Origin of the sequence: Rivularia sp. PCC 7116 (genome assembly GCF_000316665.1) — a bacterium.
Taxonomy (GTDB): Bacteria; Cyanobacteriota; Cyanobacteriia; order Cyanobacteriales; family Nostocaceae; genus Rivularia.
In genome coordinates this window covers 6,790,101-6,806,793 of record NC_019678.1, presented here as the reverse complement: position 1 = coordinate 6,806,793, position 16,693 = coordinate 6,790,101, and the positions used below count along the sequence as shown (strand labels likewise).

16 protein-coding genes are annotated in these 16,693 nt (G+C 36.9%); 8 read left to right on the top strand and 8 right to left on the bottom strand.

What is annotated here, in order from left to right:
- Positions 1-194: 194 nt before the first annotated feature.
- The 3 genes from RIV7116_RS26240 to RIV7116_RS26230 form a co-directional block, all read right to left on the bottom strand.
- Positions 195-623: a hypothetical protein gene (locus RIV7116_RS26240; protein ID WP_015121357.1), complete on the bottom strand. Its 429-nt coding sequence runs from the start codon at positions 621-623 to the stop codon at positions 195-197.
- 259 nt (positions 624-882) lie between these two features.
- On the bottom strand, positions 883-1,230 hold the full coding sequence (locus RIV7116_RS26235; protein ID WP_015121356.1) for a YtxH domain-containing protein: 348 nt from the start codon (positions 1,228-1,230) through the stop codon (positions 883-885).
- A gap of 222 nt (positions 1,231-1,452) precedes the next feature.
- Positions 1,453-1,701 (bottom strand): hypothetical protein, encoded by a 249-nt coding sequence (locus RIV7116_RS26230; protein WP_052330852.1) that lies wholly within the window; start codon positions 1,699-1,701, stop codon positions 1,453-1,455.
- 282 nt (positions 1,702-1,983) lie between these two features.
- Between RIV7116_RS26230 and RIV7116_RS35585 the strand changes: the two genes are divergently transcribed.
- A complete protein-coding gene (locus RIV7116_RS35585; RefSeq protein WP_015121354.1) occupies positions 1,984-2,490 on the top strand; it encodes an ATP dependent DNA ligase-like protein in 507 nt (168 codons plus the stop codon).
- A 78-nt stretch (positions 2,491-2,568) separates the two neighbouring features.
- The gene (locus RIV7116_RS35580; RefSeq protein WP_015121353.1) at positions 2,569-3,009 is read left to right on the top strand and encodes an ATP-dependent DNA ligase; all 441 of its coding nucleotides are present in this window, start codon (positions 2,569-2,571) and stop codon (positions 3,007-3,009) included.
- A 32-nt stretch (positions 3,010-3,041) separates the two neighbouring features.
- Here the strand turns inward: RIV7116_RS35580 and RIV7116_RS26215 are convergent, their stop codons facing one another.
- Positions 3,042-3,452 carry a DUF1499 domain-containing protein gene (locus RIV7116_RS26215; RefSeq protein WP_015121352.1) on the bottom strand — a complete coding sequence of 137 codons (411 nt, stop codon included), beginning with the start codon at positions 3,450-3,452 and terminating at the stop codon, positions 3,042-3,044.
- 664 nt (positions 3,453-4,116) lie between these two features.
- Here RIV7116_RS26215 and RIV7116_RS26210 point away from each other — a divergent pair.
- From RIV7116_RS26210 to RIV7116_RS26195, 3 genes are all read left to right on the top strand, one after another.
- Positions 4,117-5,508: a serine/threonine-protein kinase gene (locus RIV7116_RS26210; protein ID WP_015121351.1), complete on the top strand. Its 1,392-nt coding sequence runs from the start codon at positions 4,117-4,119 to the stop codon at positions 5,506-5,508.
- A gap of 22 nt (positions 5,509-5,530) precedes the next feature.
- The gene (locus RIV7116_RS26205; protein WP_015121350.1) at positions 5,531-6,991 is read left to right on the top strand and encodes a serine/threonine-protein kinase; all 1,461 of its coding nucleotides are present in this window, start codon (positions 5,531-5,533) and stop codon (positions 6,989-6,991) included.
- Positions 6,992-7,786: 795 nt separating this feature from the next.
- Positions 7,787-8,236, top strand: coding sequence for a YbjN domain-containing protein (locus tag RIV7116_RS26195; protein WP_015121347.1), 450 nt, complete (start codon positions 7,787-7,789; stop codon positions 8,234-8,236).
- Between the two features lie 281 nt (positions 8,237-8,517).
- Here RIV7116_RS26195 and RIV7116_RS26190 read toward each other — a convergent pair whose 3' ends face one another.
- Together RIV7116_RS26190 and RIV7116_RS26185 are read right to left on the bottom strand one after the other, a co-directional pair.
- Positions 8,518-9,885 carry an Asp-tRNA(Asn)/Glu-tRNA(Gln) amidotransferase GatCAB subunit A gene (locus tag RIV7116_RS26190; protein WP_015121346.1) on the bottom strand — a complete coding sequence of 456 codons (1,368 nt, stop codon included), beginning with the start codon at positions 9,883-9,885 and terminating at the stop codon, positions 8,518-8,520.
- Positions 9,886-9,911: 26 nt separating this feature from the next.
- Positions 9,912-10,100, bottom strand: coding sequence for a DUF4089 domain-containing protein (locus RIV7116_RS26185; protein WP_015121345.1), 189 nt, complete (start codon positions 10,098-10,100; stop codon positions 9,912-9,914).
- Between the two features lie 717 nt (positions 10,101-10,817).
- Between RIV7116_RS26185 and RIV7116_RS36615 the strand changes: the two genes are divergently transcribed.
- Positions 10,818-11,519 carry a hypothetical protein gene (locus RIV7116_RS36615; protein WP_015121344.1) on the top strand — a complete coding sequence of 234 codons (702 nt, stop codon included), beginning with the start codon at positions 10,818-10,820 and terminating at the stop codon, positions 11,517-11,519.
- Positions 11,520-11,760: 241 nt separating this feature from the next.
- Here RIV7116_RS36615 and RIV7116_RS26170 read toward each other — a convergent pair whose 3' ends face one another.
- Both RIV7116_RS26170 and RIV7116_RS26165 read right to left on the bottom strand, forming a co-directional pair.
- Positions 11,761-13,290, bottom strand: coding sequence for an AbgT family transporter (locus RIV7116_RS26170; protein WP_015121343.1), 1,530 nt, complete (start codon positions 13,288-13,290; stop codon positions 11,761-11,763).
- Positions 13,291-13,405: 115 nt separating this feature from the next.
- Positions 13,406-14,497 carry a RuBisCO accumulation factor 1 gene (locus RIV7116_RS26165; RefSeq protein ID WP_015121342.1) on the bottom strand — a complete coding sequence of 364 codons (1,092 nt, stop codon included), beginning with the start codon at positions 14,495-14,497 and terminating at the stop codon, positions 13,406-13,408.
- Positions 14,498-14,852: 355 nt separating this feature from the next.
- Here RIV7116_RS26165 and RIV7116_RS26160 point away from each other — a divergent pair, with 355 nt between their 5' ends.
- Both RIV7116_RS26160 and ubiE read left to right on the top strand, forming a co-directional pair.
- Entirely contained in the window at positions 14,853-15,797 is a 945-nt protein-coding gene (locus tag RIV7116_RS26160; protein WP_015121341.1) for a response regulator, read from the top strand.
- 120 nt (positions 15,798-15,917) lie between these two features.
- Positions 15,918-16,607 (top strand): bifunctional demethylmenaquinone methyltransferase/2-methoxy-6-polyprenyl-1,4-benzoquinol methylase UbiE, encoded by a 690-nt coding sequence (gene ubiE / locus RIV7116_RS26155; protein WP_015121340.1) that lies wholly within the window; start codon positions 15,918-15,920, stop codon positions 16,605-16,607.
- The last annotated feature ends 86 nt before the right edge of the window (positions 16,608-16,693 follow it).

The window sequence follows — 16,693 nt, the reverse complement described above, 5'->3', positions numbered from 1 at the left end:
AAAATGAAGCGATGCGGGTAAGAAGTCAAATCTGTGACGCTTGGCAATAGGTAATGGTTGATAAGTAATTAAAAATTATCATTTTTCTGGGTTATACAGTAATTAATTAACCGCACTTGAGATTAGGAGTTAAGAATTCAATATTTATGAATCAAACCTCCTAATCACAATATTTACTGTTAATTGGTAACTGCTCACTGTCTTCGTGGTATCGCTTTCTGAGAGGATACTTGACGTTCGATAGCACGTCTGGAAGGTTTAGGATTAATTAAAGTTTTCCATGCAGCTTTCACGCCAACAAAAATACTGCGCGTTCCGACTTGCACATTTTGGGCTTGCTTTTTAGCACTACTAAGACTTTGATCTACTTGTTTTGCAACTCCTGAAGCATTTTGAACTCCTTCACTAACATCATCAGTCAAATCGGTAATTTCTAAACCAGTTAAGCGGACAGCTTCTAAGGTAGGTGGTAGCTCCCGTGAAAGTGTATCAAACAACTTTTCTGCACTACGAGCTGCTCTAGCTACTTCCTGCAAAGCTGGAATAGCAGCCACCAACAAAGCAGTTAAACTAACAGCCACTAGTAAGATAGATAATCCCAACCAAAACAGAGGTTCACTCACGCTAATTTTGTCAATAGCTAAAAGTATTTTGCGAAAATTTGGCAGATCGGAAGATAATATATGCTCCTTCCACCAAAGTGATTGTTATCGAAAAATGTGGATGCTAATTCCAAACTTTCCGCTAACAGGTTTACCATAAAATGATTAACCACCATTCATAGCTGGCTTTGAGATTTTAGATTTTACGGTTTACGACAGTTTCCATAATCGAAACTAGCACCTAAAATCTTGCCTTTAGATTAATTCGGTCTAGTAATTACTAATTATTAATATGCTGGGTTAGAGAATTAGAGTCATCGGTCATTTCTTGCCGCTTCAATGCTTGATTTTCCCGCACAGAAGCATCTATTCCCGCAAACAGGGCTTCTCGCAATCGCTCCAAAGTATCATCCCAAGAATGTAAAGCAGCATCAGAAATACGATCTGCTTGAATTTGAGCGCTTGTTGATAAATCCTCTGCTAAATCTGGTAAAGCATCAGCAGATTTTTTCAACAATTTGCGTGTTTCGCGTCCCGTGCGCGGAGCCACAAGCAACCCGGTGATGGCACCAATGGTAGCTCCCAGCATCAAACCGCCAATAAAATTTCCACTACGGTTATTAGACATTTTATATATACATCTCCTTAAACCCATTTTAGGTGGGTTTGAGCGGCTTGCAAGAATCTCAAAGATTTTACTACTGTTCTAGCTAATGACAATATATTGATTGCAAAGGTTGCATAGAGTTATCAAACGTTATTTATTTGAAATATTGCTTCAAATTAACATACCTAAATAGGATAAGAGAGTTTAAGCTAATGTTACCAGTGCCCTATACCCCATACCCATTCAACGCTTAATTTTCAACCTATTTCTCAATCCGGGACGAGTCCATAATATTTGCCTTCCAAAAACTATTAGTGCCAAAATTTGCTTAAACTGTCGTAATTTTACCTGTAAACTTTCATTGCTCTTACGAAGATTATTTAAATTTTGTTTGCCTAAATAAATTGCTTCTGCTCTTCTGTAGAGCAATGCATAAGAATTGCGATCGCAGTTTGTGAAAAACTTTGTCAGCCAAACTAGTTGCCGTTTCAATTTGTACGTTTGCCAGGTGCAGTAAAGCAGTATCAACGAAATTAGAATATTGATACAAACTACAATAGTTACCATTGCTTGCGGTTAATAAGATTTATCTTTGAATGACGGGTGTTGCAGCTAAGGACAATGCGTAATTAAGCTCTATACAAGACGCAGCAAGCCCCGAGATGGTTTTGATTTTTACCGTTATAGAATTTCGCCGTACATCAGCTTAATTAAAATAATTTTGACTTTTACAGAATAAATAATGGTAACATAATACAAAAATACTATTATTCCATGAAGCCAAGTACTATACCTGAATTACCCCTGCATTTACAACCGGGATTCGTTCAAACCATGCAGGCTGTTGATGCTCCTCAGGAGCGTTCTTATTATATTAATTCACCTGAGTATTGGGGACAACCGAAGCGCGATGGTAGTACGTTAGTAGTAGTTGCAACACCAGATCAAGTTTATTATCAATCGCGTTCTGCAAAAATGAAGCGCCAACCTTGCGAGGAAATAAACCAAGCGCTACAGCAAGCTGCAATTAATATAGGAACGTTTATTTTAGATGGGGAATTGTATTACTCTTCGGTGATAGGAAGCGAACATCGTACTGCTGCACAAGCTGCGACTATTAATGCAAACCAAGAAGTAAGTACTTCACCGAAACCAATATATGCAATCTTCAAAGCTTTGTGGTTTGCCGGGAATGATTTAACAATAGCAACGGAAACAGAAAGAATTGCAGCAGCAGAGAAAATTACTCCCTTTCCGGTAGAAGATTACCTAACTAACTGAGGGAGAGAGTGAGAGAGGGAGGGAGTGAGGGAGAAATTTTTCTAGGAAATCTTAGAGCGGAATAGGAGTAGTCAATGTTTGAGAAAAGATTATTTTGAAAATCTACCTACAGCTAGAAGTCAAGAACAGAAAAAAGAGTTGGTTTTAAATCAACAATCGGAAGGAAGAGAAGGAGAAGTTTGGATACTAAAAAACTGTGTTTATACAGGTGGAAAAGATAAGCATAGCCAAGCAATGTTGCGGACAAAATATTGTCTGGAATTAGATTTAGTAGTTACGGATTTGACTTTAGTTAAAGGCACGGGCAGACCTTTTAGTGCTGCGGTTGTGGCTCGTGAAGTTGCAGGTAAATTAGTTCCTGTTGGTTCTGTGGGAACTGGATTTTCACTTCAAGACATGCGGGAAATTATTCGTCGTCATACAGAAACACCAGGAAGTGTGAAAATTACCGTTAGATGTCTGGGATTAACTGAAAACGGTAATTTATGGCACGGAAGGTTTATTGGTTTGTGTGAATAATTTAGAGACGCGGTATTGCGTCTCTATAAGATTCAGCTACCTTGGATCTGGTTAAATTTAGTTCTAATTGTCTCAATTCGTTTGCGGTTAACACCTAAATCGCTTTGCCCTAATCGGGAAGCAGAACGAACGTGAATAGTATTTGTCGTGCTATCTAAATAAAATTCTACGTCATCTACATATCCCATTAAAGCGCTTTTAAATTCTGCGTATACATAATCTGACGATTCGTTGATTATCTTGGTTCTATCTTCGGATTGAATGACGTTTTTAAGGTCATTTAAAGCTTTTTCTGTTGTCGAAGTGTATTTCAACGGTTGAATAAAATGAGTTTCATCGGAGCTTGGACTCTGAGAAGAAACACAGTTAGGGGATTTAGGACAAGCTGCCAGTTTACCGTTATTAACACCCAAATTATCCGGTCTTGTGCCTGAAAATATCATCGATTATTCTTTGTCTAAAAGTAAAGTGGATTACTTTTTACTTTATTACGATTGGTATGATTTTTGGTTGATTTGTTTTCTCGGAACTGTTAAAAGATGTGGCAGCGCTAAGTCTCTACATCGATAAATTCCCGAACTTTCACTCCAAGCCGCAATGTGCAATGGAACATCTTGCTGAATTAGGGGGTAAGGAAGTTAAACGGGTACTGAGTAAAAATATTAAGTTCTGATGAAAAAGTATAGGTATGTTTTTATTAATACCATAATTTATAATCTTGTCATACTTACTTGCAGGCGTGTGAAGCTATAAGTCTTATTGCTACATTCAAATTTCTTTAAAGCAGGCAACAGCAAGGCAATAATGGGGCAGAACATCTACACCGGCAACTGTCTCGAAATATGCGGAACTGTTATAAGATTTCTCAAGGTTTTCACAGCACTTTTAAGTCAACCTTAACGCCAAAATCTGTTAAGTAAAAATACTAGATTATAGTAAAAGATTATCTTTGCTTTAAGCTTATTACTGAAAATATCGGCGAAATCTCTGAATTATCAATGTGAAATTGGGGTAAAGAGATGATGAAGTAAAATTTTGTCAGAGAAAAATAGTTGATAATTAAAGAAATCAAGGTATTTCCTGTTGTCTGGAGTATAAATCGAGTTAATGTCTCTCCGTGTTTTAAAAGAGCGCTACGAAATTTTACGACAACTTGCGAAAAAAGCGGGAAGAAAGATTCTTTTAGCAAGAGACTTGCAAACAAACGAATTAGTAGTAATTAAACTGCTTATTTTTAACAGTGAAATTGAATGGGAAGAATTGAAACTGTTTCAAAGAGAAGCGCAGATTCTACGCAATCTTTCTTTTTCTGCTATTCCAAGTTATATTGACTTCTTTGAAGTTGCGCTATCGAATAAAAAAGCTTTGGCATTTGTGCAAAGCTATATTGAAGCTGTTTCTTTAGAGCAGCATATACAAAATAAAGGGACTTTTAGTGAAATAGAAGTTAAACAGCTAGCTAAATTTCTTCTACAAATTCTAATTTATTTACACGGACAAAATCCATCGGTAGTCCATCGCGATATTAAACCGAGTAATATTCTTTTAACTAATCGCTCTGGTAATAGCATTGGTGATGTTTTTTTGATTGATTTTGGCTCCGTACAAACGTTAACTAGTAGTGAAAGCGATATTTGTACTGTTGTTGGAACTTATGGCTATATGTCTCCAGAGCAATTTGGAGCAAGAGCTGTTGCTGCTTCTGATTTGTATAGTTTAGGTGCAACTTTAATTTACCTATTAACTGGAAAATCACCTGTGGATTCACCTCAAAAATTAGGAAAATTTGAAGTTTGGAGAATAAATAATTGTTCGCGCGAATTGGGCAAATGGCTCAAAAAAATGGTTGAGCCAGAATTAGAAAAACGTTTTAAATCGGCTGCTGAAGCTTTAAACAGTCTAGATAAATTATCATCTACAAATTTATCCGATTTCTCTTCCAATTTATCAAAAAAAATTTCTATTAAAAAGTCGGCAGATGTAATCGAAATCACTACTCCTTGTAGAAAAGATAGAGAAAGTTCGATAGTACATTTTATTGGGACATTAAATGTAGCAATACTGTATGGCATGTCTTCAATATTACTGCTTCCTAAAATAGAGGCTATTTTTCAACCAATTTTTATTAATCATGGCTTGATGAATAATTATTTATTAGCAGCTACAGCTATTTTAATGGCTATGTTATCTATCTATGTAACTATTTGGCTGAAAATTATTGTGAATATGTTGTTTATTCCTTTTGGTAAAAAGAAATTGCAAATCGATAAACAACGAATTTACTTCTCTTATAAATTACTAGGGTTGGAATATCGCTATCGCCCTTCGATTCCTCGTCAAGCGATTATAAAATTAGACAGCAATACAAATAAAATACCAGAAGTAATTATTTGGTTAGGAATTTATAAATACAGCTTTGGTAAAGGTTTTCTAAATACTGCACAAGCAGCTTGGCTAAGTCGCGAACTTAGGGATTGGTTGGATATAAAAACGATTTAAATCTGATATTAAAACAGAGTCAATGAACAAAAAAATAATTGGCGATCGCTATGAAGTCATCAATCTGTTGGGTAAAAAACCTGGATACAGAACCATGCTTTGTAACGATATGCATACACAACAATTAGTTGTAGTTAAGTTTCTGATTTGGGATGATGATTTTGAATGGCAAAACTTAAAGCTGTTTGAAAGAGAAGCGCAGATTTTGCAAAGTATTTCTCATCCGGAAATTCCTCGTTATTTAGACTATTTTGAAGTTAGTAAACCTCATCTTAAAGGCTTTTGTTTAGTACAAACCTATATCAAGGCTGCATCTTTAGAAGAACATTTACAAACAGGAAGAACTTTTGGTATAGAAGAAGTAAAGCAGCTAGCAGAATCAGTTTTGAAAATTCTTATCTATCTGCATTCACAACAATCACAGATTATTCACAGAAACATTAAACCAAGTAATATTCTTTTGACAAACCGCTCTGGGAACTGTACCGGAGATGTCTATCTAGTTGATTTTGGTTCAGTCAAAACTTTAGCTGCTGCCAAAACCGCAACAATGACAGTAGTAGGGACTTACGGGTATATGTCACCAGAACATTTCGGCGGTAAAGTTATTCCGTCATCGGATTTATATAGTTTAGGAGCAACTTTAATTTATCTTGTTACCGGTATACATCCCGCTAATTTACCTCAAAAAAATGGACGGATGCGATTTGCACAATTAGTTAACTGCCCTCAAGGTTTTTCTAACTGGTTGAAACGGATGATTGAACCCGTTGAAGAACTACGTTTTGATTCGGCTGAAGCTGCATTACAAGGTTTACAGCAAACTTCAAATTATAGTAACAATCTATTCAATAATGAACATTGCAATAGCTCACATAATCTTATAAATTTTAAAAAACCCTTTGGAAGTAAAATTTTTCTTAAAAATAAATTAAATAGACTAGAAGTTGTATTTCCCCGACAAAGAATCAGCGCGCTTAAATATGATTTGCTATTTTTATTTATAAAGCTTTGTGCCTCTGTAATTATATTGCCTCCAATGTTATTGACAATATGTATTTTTTTTAACAATATTTTTTACGGATTAGCTTTTACTATGTCTATGAATTCCGTTCTATTTGCATTAATACTACTTCTTTTCAATATTGCAATTTGTGGAACTTGCATAGCCTTTTTAGTTAATATTATAGATAGCTTCGTACAGGTATTAATTAAACTACTTAAAAGGGAAAACATAAAAATTGAGCAGCAACAACTTTGTCTGTCTTTTGATTGGCTATGTTTCAAATCTTGCTTTCTTCGTTCAATATCCTTAAAAAACATAACTAAACTTGAGAAAAAAATGATTGCAGGTAGTAATCATCAGTGGGATATTGTAGCAAATTTTGGAACAAGTCAATACAAGTTATTCGATAATATAGATTTAACTGAAGTTGAAGTAGATTGGCTTTGTAGCGAGTTGAACGAATATTTAAACAGATAAGAACACTGCAACCTTATCGACAATTTCACATTCCGGTACGAATGGATACTGAGCTATTCCCTATTAGTTATCCAGCATACTTAAATCGCTATGACACATACCGCAATACTCGACATTGTTTTCTACTTCATTGGTGCCTAATTCTCCACCAGCTTCATCAAATGCATAAGCGTGAATTGTCATTTAAACCTCTTTATTGCAGATTGAGATTTTCGCTAGGAAGATTATAAGTTAATTAGGATAACAATAATTATTGGCAGTAGCTAACTCATGAATATTCGTTTTGAAACTCCAACAGATTATTTTGCGATCGCACAAATGTATCAATTAGTTTTTGGCAGAGAAGAAGAAGGGTATTTGGCTGCAAAAGTTCGCAGTTAACAATACTATATCCCCTAACTAACCTGAATTGTAGAAGTTAATAGCACCTTATTTTTAATCTAAATAAATTGAAGTTTAAGCTTAGATTATCTAGCTCTCTTCAATTTAGTGCAGTACAGGCAAAATTTTTATCATTCTCGCGGACATAGATATATAGCCCACAAAATGTATTCTAATAAGCGTGAAACCGCTATATTTTGAGGTTGAGAAACATATCATACATAAATAATTTTATATAAGTATATATTTCCAGATAATAATATTAACGTTTAGCCCTATAACAGCAAAAGTTTTTGTCAATACAAGATTTATGTTCTAATATAATAAAGTTAGGTGTTACCACGTATTTTATATACTTAAGAAATTTTTTTAAAACCTTATAATAAAGTAGTACCACAATTACATACATCTAATATGGCTACAGTTCAAAACTTCGACCGTAGCGTAATAGAAAGTTATCTAACTAACAGAGGATTGCGATTTCAGAGGGACGATGACGGTGATTTTGTGGTGCAGTTTCCCTACCAAGAAGAATTAGGATGTGAAGTCATTCTAGTTTTTTGTGCAGAAGGTCCTCAAGAGGATGTTTATTCAGTTAGACTTATTTCTAATAAGCGCATCCCCAAAGAAGAATGGGAACGTGTAATGTCCTTATGTAATGACTGGAACAAAGAAAAGCGTTTTCCCAAAGCTTTCCTTGATATCAGAATTACAGCTGAAGAAACTCTCGCGATAATTGTACTCGAACAACATTTGCATCTGAAACCGGGCGTGCATCAAGACTTATTCGATGACTGGACTGATATTATGGTTTCTGGTGGATTTCAATTTTGGATGTGGGTACACAAACAGCACGGATTATAAAGAGAATTGTAGTTTTTTGTTAGTATTTATAGCTATTAGCTGAAATTTCAGTTAATGGCTTTTTTGTTGGTTTAAAGAGATTAGGAACAGGGAATATAATTCGTAATTCGTAATATCTCCCGGAGGGAGATAGCAACCGCAAGGGCTGGGACTACTACCCTTCGGGAATAATGACGGTAAATATTTTTGTTCACCTACTTAGGTTGTATTTGAGAATTATTTTTACCTTTTTTGAATTGAGCATATTTATTGTTATCTCTATTTGTATCTCCTATTTCATTTCAAACAATATCTGCCGATATAACACCCATTTTCTCTAATACCGCAGCAACTCGTAAAATTGCCCTTTCGTTATAAGGTGCGGCGATTATTTGTACTCCTAACGGCAAAGCATTTTTACGTTGAATCGGAACCGATAAAACTGGTAAACCAATAAATGAAAGTGGCTGAGTAAATAATCCTAAATGAGGACGAACTAATATTTCTTCTCCATCTAAAATCATTGTCTCTTGTCCAATTTCTGGTGCTGAAATTGGCGTGGTTGGGGCAATAATTACATCTACTTTGTGAAATATTTCTTTAACTTGTTCTTTATACCAATTTCTAAATCTTTGAGCTTGAATATACCAACTGCTAGGAATAAATGCTCCTGCAATAAATCTATCCCTTGTTGCAAAATCAAAATCTTGAGGACGGGATTTTAATTTATCTAAATGTAAATTTGCACCTTCCGATGCTGTAATTATGTATGCAGCAGCACGAGCGCGATGAGCTTCTGGTATAGAAACGTATTCAGAAATATTTAAGGCATCAGCAACTTTTTGAACTGCTGCCAACGCTTCCGGTGCGGCTTTTTGAGCAAAATAATTTGATGCAATAGCAATTTTAAAGTCATCAATATTTTGCACAGAGGTTAAATGAGACGTTAAATTTAACGTCTCTACATCTTCCCCTTGCAAAACATCGAAAGTCGTTGCAATATCTCTCACCGAACGCGCAAACGGTCCAACATGGTCAAAACTGCTGGAAAATAAAACCATACCAGCCCGCGACAATCTACCATATGTCGGTTTCAAACCAAAAATACCGCACAAAGCAGCAGGTACCCGAATCGAACCGTTAGTATCCGAACCCAAAGTTAAAGGTACCAAACCAGCAGCAACCGAAGCAGCCGAACCTCCAGACGAACCTCCAGCAACACGGTTTAAGTCGTGGGGATTGTGAGTAGCACCATAATGTGAATTCTCGGTAACAAAACCGTAAGCATACTCATCCATATTCAACGCACCGACAAGAATTGCACCGGCATTTTTCAGCTTAGCTACAGCAGTAGCATCTTGAGTCGCTGGGGGATTTTCAGCATTAATTTTTGAACCAGCAAGAGTAGTTAAACCAGCGATATCGTAAAGATTTTTGACAGCGAAAGGTACACCAGCCAACAAACCGGGATTATTACCTTTAGCTATTTCTGCATCAATCAGCGCTGCATCTTTTAAAGCAGTTTCCGCAGTTATCTTTGTAAAACAGTTGAGTTGACTATCTCTAGCTGCAATTCTATCTAAAGTAGCTTTAACAACTTCTACCGCTTTGATTTGTCCTTGCTTGACTGCGGTTGCGATTGATACGGCATCGGCTGAGTCTAAATTCATGGTTCAGTTGAATATTATGGTTTGAATTACGGTTCAAATACTGGTGCTGCTTCAATATCTTCCGGTAAAGGGAACTCATTGACAAGTTTGGCTATAACTTGAATTCTCTCAAAATTTGCGACAACTCCATCACGGTATTCTTCCGGTAAGTTGAAATTTAGCAATGATGCTGTTTGGTTTATGTATTCGGTTGCGTTGAATTTTTTATCGTTCATTGTGACTACCTATACTTTTTTACCAATTTACAATAAGAGGAAACTTTGTAAGTAATTATCGTCTACACTGATATCTAATTAATACTGCTCAAGTTTTTATACCTGTACGTGCTATCAGCTGACTATCCACAGTTTGAAACCTATCTGCAATCCATCAGCGAGAAATATAAATGCTGGTGGAATCTCTACACGTTGAAAGATGCGGAAAGTAAGAAAACTCAGAGAAAAAACTTTTCATCACCTTTTGATTTTGGGTTGATGGTACAAACCATGCAGTCAAAACAGGAACAATAAAACCAGCAGCAAAAAAATCTCGCTGAGTCAGCAAACGAAATTCAAGATTTATTAACTCAATTAAAAACAACTTATCCAACTAATTCTGACTACGAAAAGCAAGTATTTGTAAATAAATTCAATGAAGAAGTAAAAACAAACTTTCGCGTTAAAGAAATAATAATGGCTGGTGGAATTGAATTAATTAAGTTACTTTGTCCACCTTTAGATATTCCTATTGAAGTCGGTAAAAAATGGTTATAAACAGCAAAACGCAATCAATAAACCTTGAAAATTCAGGATTTAGCCCACCTTCGTGGGCTTTATTTCTGTAGCCCCGCTCTTCCAGAGTGAGGGCGATTATTATAGTGAATCAGTATTTGAACGGTTGCAAGAATAAAAAACTGGTGTGATAGCATTGATTGTTACTATATAATCTCTAATATGTCAGAAGCTCCTAAATTTGATTTAAGTCGCATTAGGCTTACTAATGGCATGGCTAAATTTAAACCAAATGAAACAGCCCTTCCAAAAAATACTTTCTCAGACACGAGTAAACTTAATAATTCAGCTAGTCAAAAAACTGAGACTCCAGACATAACTAAAGCTGATGAAGCAGCTAGCCAAAAAACTGAGATTCCAGATACATTTAAAGCTGATGAAGTCGCCACTCAAAAAACCGATACTCCAGATACGGCTAAAGTTGATGAAATAGCCACTCAAAAAACCGATACTCCACAGATAGCTAAAGCTGATGAAGTCGCTACTCAAAAAACTGAGATTCCAGATACGGCTAAAGTCGATGAAATAGCCACTCAAAAAACCGATACTCCACAGATAGCTAAAGCTGATGAAGTCGCTACTCAAACAACAAAGCTTTCTAGCACGAAGCAGAAAAACCCTACAGAATCAGCTCAGGAAATTCAAAAATTACTCGCACCATTAAAAGCAACCTATCCAACCAACTCTGTTTATGAAAAGCAAGTATTTGTAAATAAGTTTAGAGAAGAAATTAGAAAAAATTTCCGCGTTCAAGAACTAATTACCGATGGAGGAGTTGAGTTAATCAAAATTCTCTGCGAACCTTTGGATATTCCCGTTGAAATGGGTACAAAATGGTTACAAACAGCGCAACATTATCGGTAAACCTTTAAAAACCTGCCTTATCGAAACCTCACCCTTTCCCCTCTCCTTATCAAGGATAGGGGTTTTACAGAAAAGTTCATTTTTATTTCCCCCTCTCCCTTAACAAGGAGAGGGGTGCCCGTAGGGCGGGGTGAGGTTAATTCTTCTCTTCTTAATCAAGGAGAGGGATTTTACAGAAAAAATTTCAATTTCCCCTCTACCTTAACAAGGAGAGGGGTGCCCGTAGGGCGGGGTGAGGTTATTAACTGAGAATTGAAACTGCTCCTGGCCCCAACGGCAACTTCAATACAAACCAAATCACAAATAAAATCGCCCATCCGATCAAAAACGCTACCGAATAAGGCAACATCAAGGAAATCAAAGTTCCTATTTTTAAACTTTTATCGTACCTTTGACCAAATGCTACCACTACAGGAAAATAAGGCATCAAAGGAGTAATTATATTAGTAGAAGAATCGCCTATTCTATAAGCAGCTTGCGTTAACTCCGGCGAATATCCGACTAACATAAACATTGGGATAAATATCGGTGCCATTATTGCCCATTTTGCCGAAGCGGAGCCGACGAATAGATTAATTAGCATACTGACGATAATAAACATTAACATCAGCGGTACGCCGGTAAATCCCGTTGCTTTAAGAAAATTGGCTCCGTTAACTGCCAAAATTAAGCCTAAATTGCTCCAGCTAAAATAAGCAATAAATTGGGCGGAGATAAAAGCTAAAGCAATGTAATAGCCCATCGATGCCATCGAATCGCCTAAAGCATTGGCTACATCTTTATCACTTTCGATTCTTCCTGAAAATTTACCGTAAACAATCCCCGGAATTAGAAACGCTAAAGCAATGATGATAACTATACTATCAATGAAGGGTGAAGGAATAATTGTAAATGTTTCGGGATCGCGTAATATTCCTTGTGGTGGTAAAACTAAGGCTGCTATAAATGCTAACAATAATAATAAAGAAAACCCAGCCCAACGCAAACCAGTTCTTTCTGATGGTGTTAGCGTTTGCATTGGAATATCTTCAGCTTGGTTATAAACTCCCAAACGCGGTTCGATAATTTTTTCGGTAACAAACCAGGCTATCAAAGTAATAAAAAATGTCGAAACTATCATGAAATAGTAGTTTGCGGTGGCATTTACCTGATAGTTTGGTTTAATTACTTGAGCCGCTGTTTGAGATAATCCTGCCAGTAAGGGGTCAAGGGGATTTATGATTAAATTAGCGCTATACCCACCAGAAACTCCCGCAAAAGCTGCTGCAATTCCTGCCAGGGGATGACGGCGAAAAGCCATAAAAATCACCGCACCTAAAGGTACGAGTACCACATATCCAGCGTCGGAAGCGATATTACCCATTACACCGGCAAACACCACAACCGGACAAATAAACCTTCCCGGTGCAATTAATACTATTTGCTTTAACAATGCAGAAAGCAAACCTGTAGATTCGGCGACACCGACACCTAACATGGCAACGAGTACGGTCCCGAGGGGCTTAAAACCAGTAAAGTTATTAACTGCCTCGGTAAACATTTTACGTATGTTTTCGGGGGCTAATAAAGATACCGCCGCTATGGTCTCATCGTTGCTGGGATTGACTACCGATACATTTAGAAAAGATGCGATCGCGCTAATTATAACTACAGCAATCGATAGTATAAAAAATAGCGTTATCGGGTCGGGTAGTTGATTCCCTACTGTTTCAATAAAAGCCAGAGATTTATCGATTAAATTGCGTCTGCTTTGTCGAATGCGTTTTGTCATTAACGGTAAAAGCTGCCCTGTAAATAATCAATTATTTTGCAATAATAATCGATAGGAAAGGGGAAATTTTGAAATAGCCACAAATCCAATCCCCAATCCCCAATCCCCAATTTATCTATTCATCAATTTGCCAAGAATCCTTAATAATTTCGTCATCAAAAATTCTCTTGGGCTTAACGATGACAATTACTCTTCCTAATATTTCTACTTCGTCGGGTTCGGTTTCAAACCACTGGAAATCTAATTCCCCAGAATTACCCACTACAAAATAGCTGCCATTATCCCATTTTCTTTGAGAACGGTCGATGGCTATCATTACGGGTTGGGGTTTATTTCCTTCTTGGTTAGGAAAAATATCGCTTTTGCCTAAAACCACTACGGGGTCTTCAGAATTTAATACTACTTGCCAACCCGGTAATGGTACCCATGCCCCTTCACCTGAAAACTTGACCATGTTAAATGGTTCGGTTTCTTCTACGATGGGAACTGCCTTCAAAGCATCTGGTGTCAGCGGCAACTCACCTGCTACGGGAACTACCCGAGACATTTCTGCTTCAGATTCCAGACGGTAAAAGGGTAGTAGCGGCGCAGGGCGTTGGGGAACAACCGTAAAATCTGTCAGCAGTTGTTCAATTTTTTTACGTGCTGCATCCGTGTGAGCGAACTTTAAACCCTTAGCAATAAACCGCGATCGCAATTGCAAATCTGACTTTTGTCGGGCTTGCTTCCAAGTTTGATAAGCAACTGCATCTCCTGGATGTGCGGAAAACCCTTCAGGTAAATTACGCAAGCGAGAAAAATCTTTAATAGCCCTAGCTACTTCTTTAACTTCATCTGCATCGACTTTATGTTTGAAAGCAAGCTCGGCAGCACCCGCACGCTCTTCTTGAGCAAGCATCCGAAACTCATATAGTAGATCGCTTCCTCGTTGCGAATAATGGGACTTTACTTCTTCGGAAGCACCACCTTTCTCTAGTGAAGTGTAAACTTGAGAACCAACAATGATTTGATTTTGCTGAATTGGTTCAAAACCCGTAGCTTCAAAAATATCTTGGGGATTGTAACCGGATTTTTGCAGATAAGCACAAGCTTGCCCCCATTCCACCCAGCTACCTTCTTTTTGCCTGAGTTTTCGTAATAATTCTTCGGCTAGCTCCTGATTTGGTTGATTTTCAGTATTTTGAGAATTGGGTGGTAAATCTGTCATGAGTGAGGAAAACGCGCAGCAATATACATTATTTTATGCCCTAACGGTAAACCAGCGTGCTTAGACAAAACAAAAATTACAGAACTGTTAAACGATGTTAAGGGTGCGAGTCAAAAAAGAAATGATTTTATTAGGGTGAATACTCAACCGCTAGCTAAAATTATGAGTTATTAAAGAATAATCTTGCATACAATACTAATTTAAATACCGTATTTTCTCGGATAAAAAAACTTAATTCAATTAGTAAATAATCTGTTTTTGGAAGCTATCAAGACATTTATAGAAAAACAACGATTCGCTAATTAGATTTGTATTCAATATAAAAAAGCACATATGATGTAATGGAATCAATATAATGAATAATCTCCCAATTGACCTAGATAATATTCGTAATCAAATAATGACTTCACAAAGACGTAAAAAACAAAAAATCTTAGTAGTAGACGACGAACCAGATAATCTAGATTTGTTATATCGGACTTTTCGTCGTGATTTTCAAGTTTTAAAAGCAGATAGCGGTACTAATGCTTTACAAGTGTTGGCTGAGGAAGGAGAGGTTGCTGTTATTATTTCCGATCAAAGAATGCCGGAAATGAAAGGTACTGAATTTCTCAGCAAAACTTTACCTCAGTTTCCCGATACGGTAAGAATCATTTTGACTGGTTTTACCGATATTGAAGATCTTGTAGACGCTATTAATGCCGGACAAGTTTACAGATATATTACCAAGCCTTGGGACCCCGAAGAATTAAAGGGAGTTGTCCAACGTGCTGCTGAAACATACGATTTACTCAAGCAGCGTACTGAAGAATTGCGCCGTGCAAATTCTCAAATGGGGCTATTAACTTCATCTATCCAGCTGGTAAAAGCAGTTTCTAGCAAGGAAGAAAGTTTGGCACCAATTGCTGCAATTTATGGAGAAACTTTTGCTGCTGACGGTTGTATTCTTCAGTTAGTAGAAAACGGAAGTTTGACTTCTACCTGCGGCACTTTTAGTCAAGATGGCATATTAGATAACTGGCTAGATAAAGACCCTTTAGCTCAGGAATCTATTGCAACCAGTAATATGAAAGTTTCCGTAAATGTAACTAAAGATGAGAGACTCAAAGAAGTCGCTCATTATTCAGATACAGATACAAAATCGCATTTGGTTGTACCTGTCGTTCATGCAAATGAAGTTACCGCAGTGCTATCACTACAGTGGAAAAAACCCTGTACTTTGCGAGAAGATGAACTAAAGTTGATTCATTTCTCCGCACAATTATTAGCATTGGTGCTTAATTGCGCTCATTACACTTAGCAGCGAACAGTGAACAGTGAGCAGTGAATATTAAGACTATCAATAAAATAATTAAACACTGTCATTTGATAAATGATAATTAATAACTGATAACTGTTCACTGCTAACTGATAACTTAAAATGTCTGAAATTCGCTCCATTTTTAACCGCATTGCACCTGTTTACGACCAGTTAAATGATTGGTTGAGCTTGGGACAACACCGAATATGGAAGGAAATGACGGTTAAATGGAGCGCTGCTAATACAGGAGATAAAGTCTTAGATTTATGTTGTGGAAGCGGTGATTTAGCTTTCCGATTGGCTCGTAGAGTTGGTACTAACTCAGAAGTGCAAGCTGTAGATTTCTCTCCAGAGTTGTTAGAAGTTGCTCGTGAGCGCAGCAAAGATTATTATCCAACTCCTAACATTTCCTGGATAGAAGCTGATGTACTCGAATTGCCTTTCGACGATAATCAATTTGATGCGGCAACAATGGGTTATGGATTAAGAAATGTAACGGATATTCCCCGTTGTTTGAAGGAATTACACCGAGTTTTAAAGACGGGAGCAACTTGTGCAATCTTAGACTTTAATCGTCCTGAAAATACTTTGATGCGCGGTTTTCAGCAATGGTATTTAGATAATTTAGTAGTTCCTGCTGCCACTCAAATGGGCTTGAAAGAAGAATATGCCTATATAAATCCCAGCTTAGAACGTTTTCCTAGCGGTAGAGAGCAACTAGATATAGCTCGTAAAGCCGGTTTTGCTCAAACGGTACACTACCCGATTGCAAACGGTATGATGGGGGTGCTGGTGGTAACGAAGCAGTAAGTTACAAGTAAAGAGTTAGGAGTGAGTAGTTAAGAGTTAAGATTTAAGCGGATGGAAATTAGCAGTTAAGAGTTATCAATTAAAAT

What these genes read in the sequence shown, in the direction of transcription:
- RIV7116_RS26170 (WP_015121343.1), bottom strand. Translation starts at nt 13,290, where the DNA reads ATGACAAAACGCATTCGACAAAGCAGACGCAATTTAATCGATAAATCT.
- RIV7116_RS35585 (WP_015121354.1), top strand. Translation starts at nt 1,984, where the DNA reads ATGAAGCCAAGTACTATACCTGAATTACCCCTGCATTTACAACCGGGA.
- RIV7116_RS26235 (WP_015121356.1), bottom strand. Translation starts at nt 1,230, where the DNA reads ATGTCTAATAACCGTAGTGGAAATTTTATTGGCGGTTTGATGCTGGGA.
- RIV7116_RS26165 (WP_015121342.1), bottom strand. Translation starts at nt 14,497, where the DNA reads ATGACAGATTTACCACCCAATTCTCAAAATACTGAAAATCAACCAAAT.
- ubiE (WP_015121340.1), top strand. Translation starts at nt 15,918, where the DNA reads ATGTCTGAAATTCGCTCCATTTTTAACCGCATTGCACCTGTTTACGAC.
- RIV7116_RS26160 (WP_015121341.1), top strand. Translation starts at nt 14,853, where the DNA reads ATGAATAATCTCCCAATTGACCTAGATAATATTCGTAATCAAATAATG.
- RIV7116_RS26190 (WP_015121346.1), bottom strand. Translation starts at nt 9,885, where the DNA reads ATGAATTTAGACTCAGCCGATGCCGTATCAATCGCAACCGCAGTCAAG.
- RIV7116_RS36615 (WP_015121344.1), top strand. Translation starts at nt 10,818, where the DNA reads ATGTCAGAAGCTCCTAAATTTGATTTAAGTCGCATTAGGCTTACTAAT.
- RIV7116_RS26215 (WP_015121352.1), bottom strand. Translation starts at nt 3,452, where the DNA reads ATGATATTTTCAGGCACAAGACCGGATAATTTGGGTGTTAATAACGGT.
- RIV7116_RS26195 (WP_015121347.1), top strand. Translation starts at nt 7,787, where the DNA reads ATGGCTACAGTTCAAAACTTCGACCGTAGCGTAATAGAAAGTTATCTA.
- RIV7116_RS26210 (WP_015121351.1), top strand. Translation starts at nt 4,117, where the DNA reads ATGTCTCTCCGTGTTTTAAAAGAGCGCTACGAAATTTTACGACAACTT.
- RIV7116_RS26205 (WP_015121350.1), top strand. Translation starts at nt 5,531, where the DNA reads ATGAACAAAAAAATAATTGGCGATCGCTATGAAGTCATCAATCTGTTG.
- RIV7116_RS26185 (WP_015121345.1), bottom strand. Translation starts at nt 10,100, where the DNA reads ATGAACGATAAAAAATTCAACGCAACCGAATACATAAACCAAACAGCA.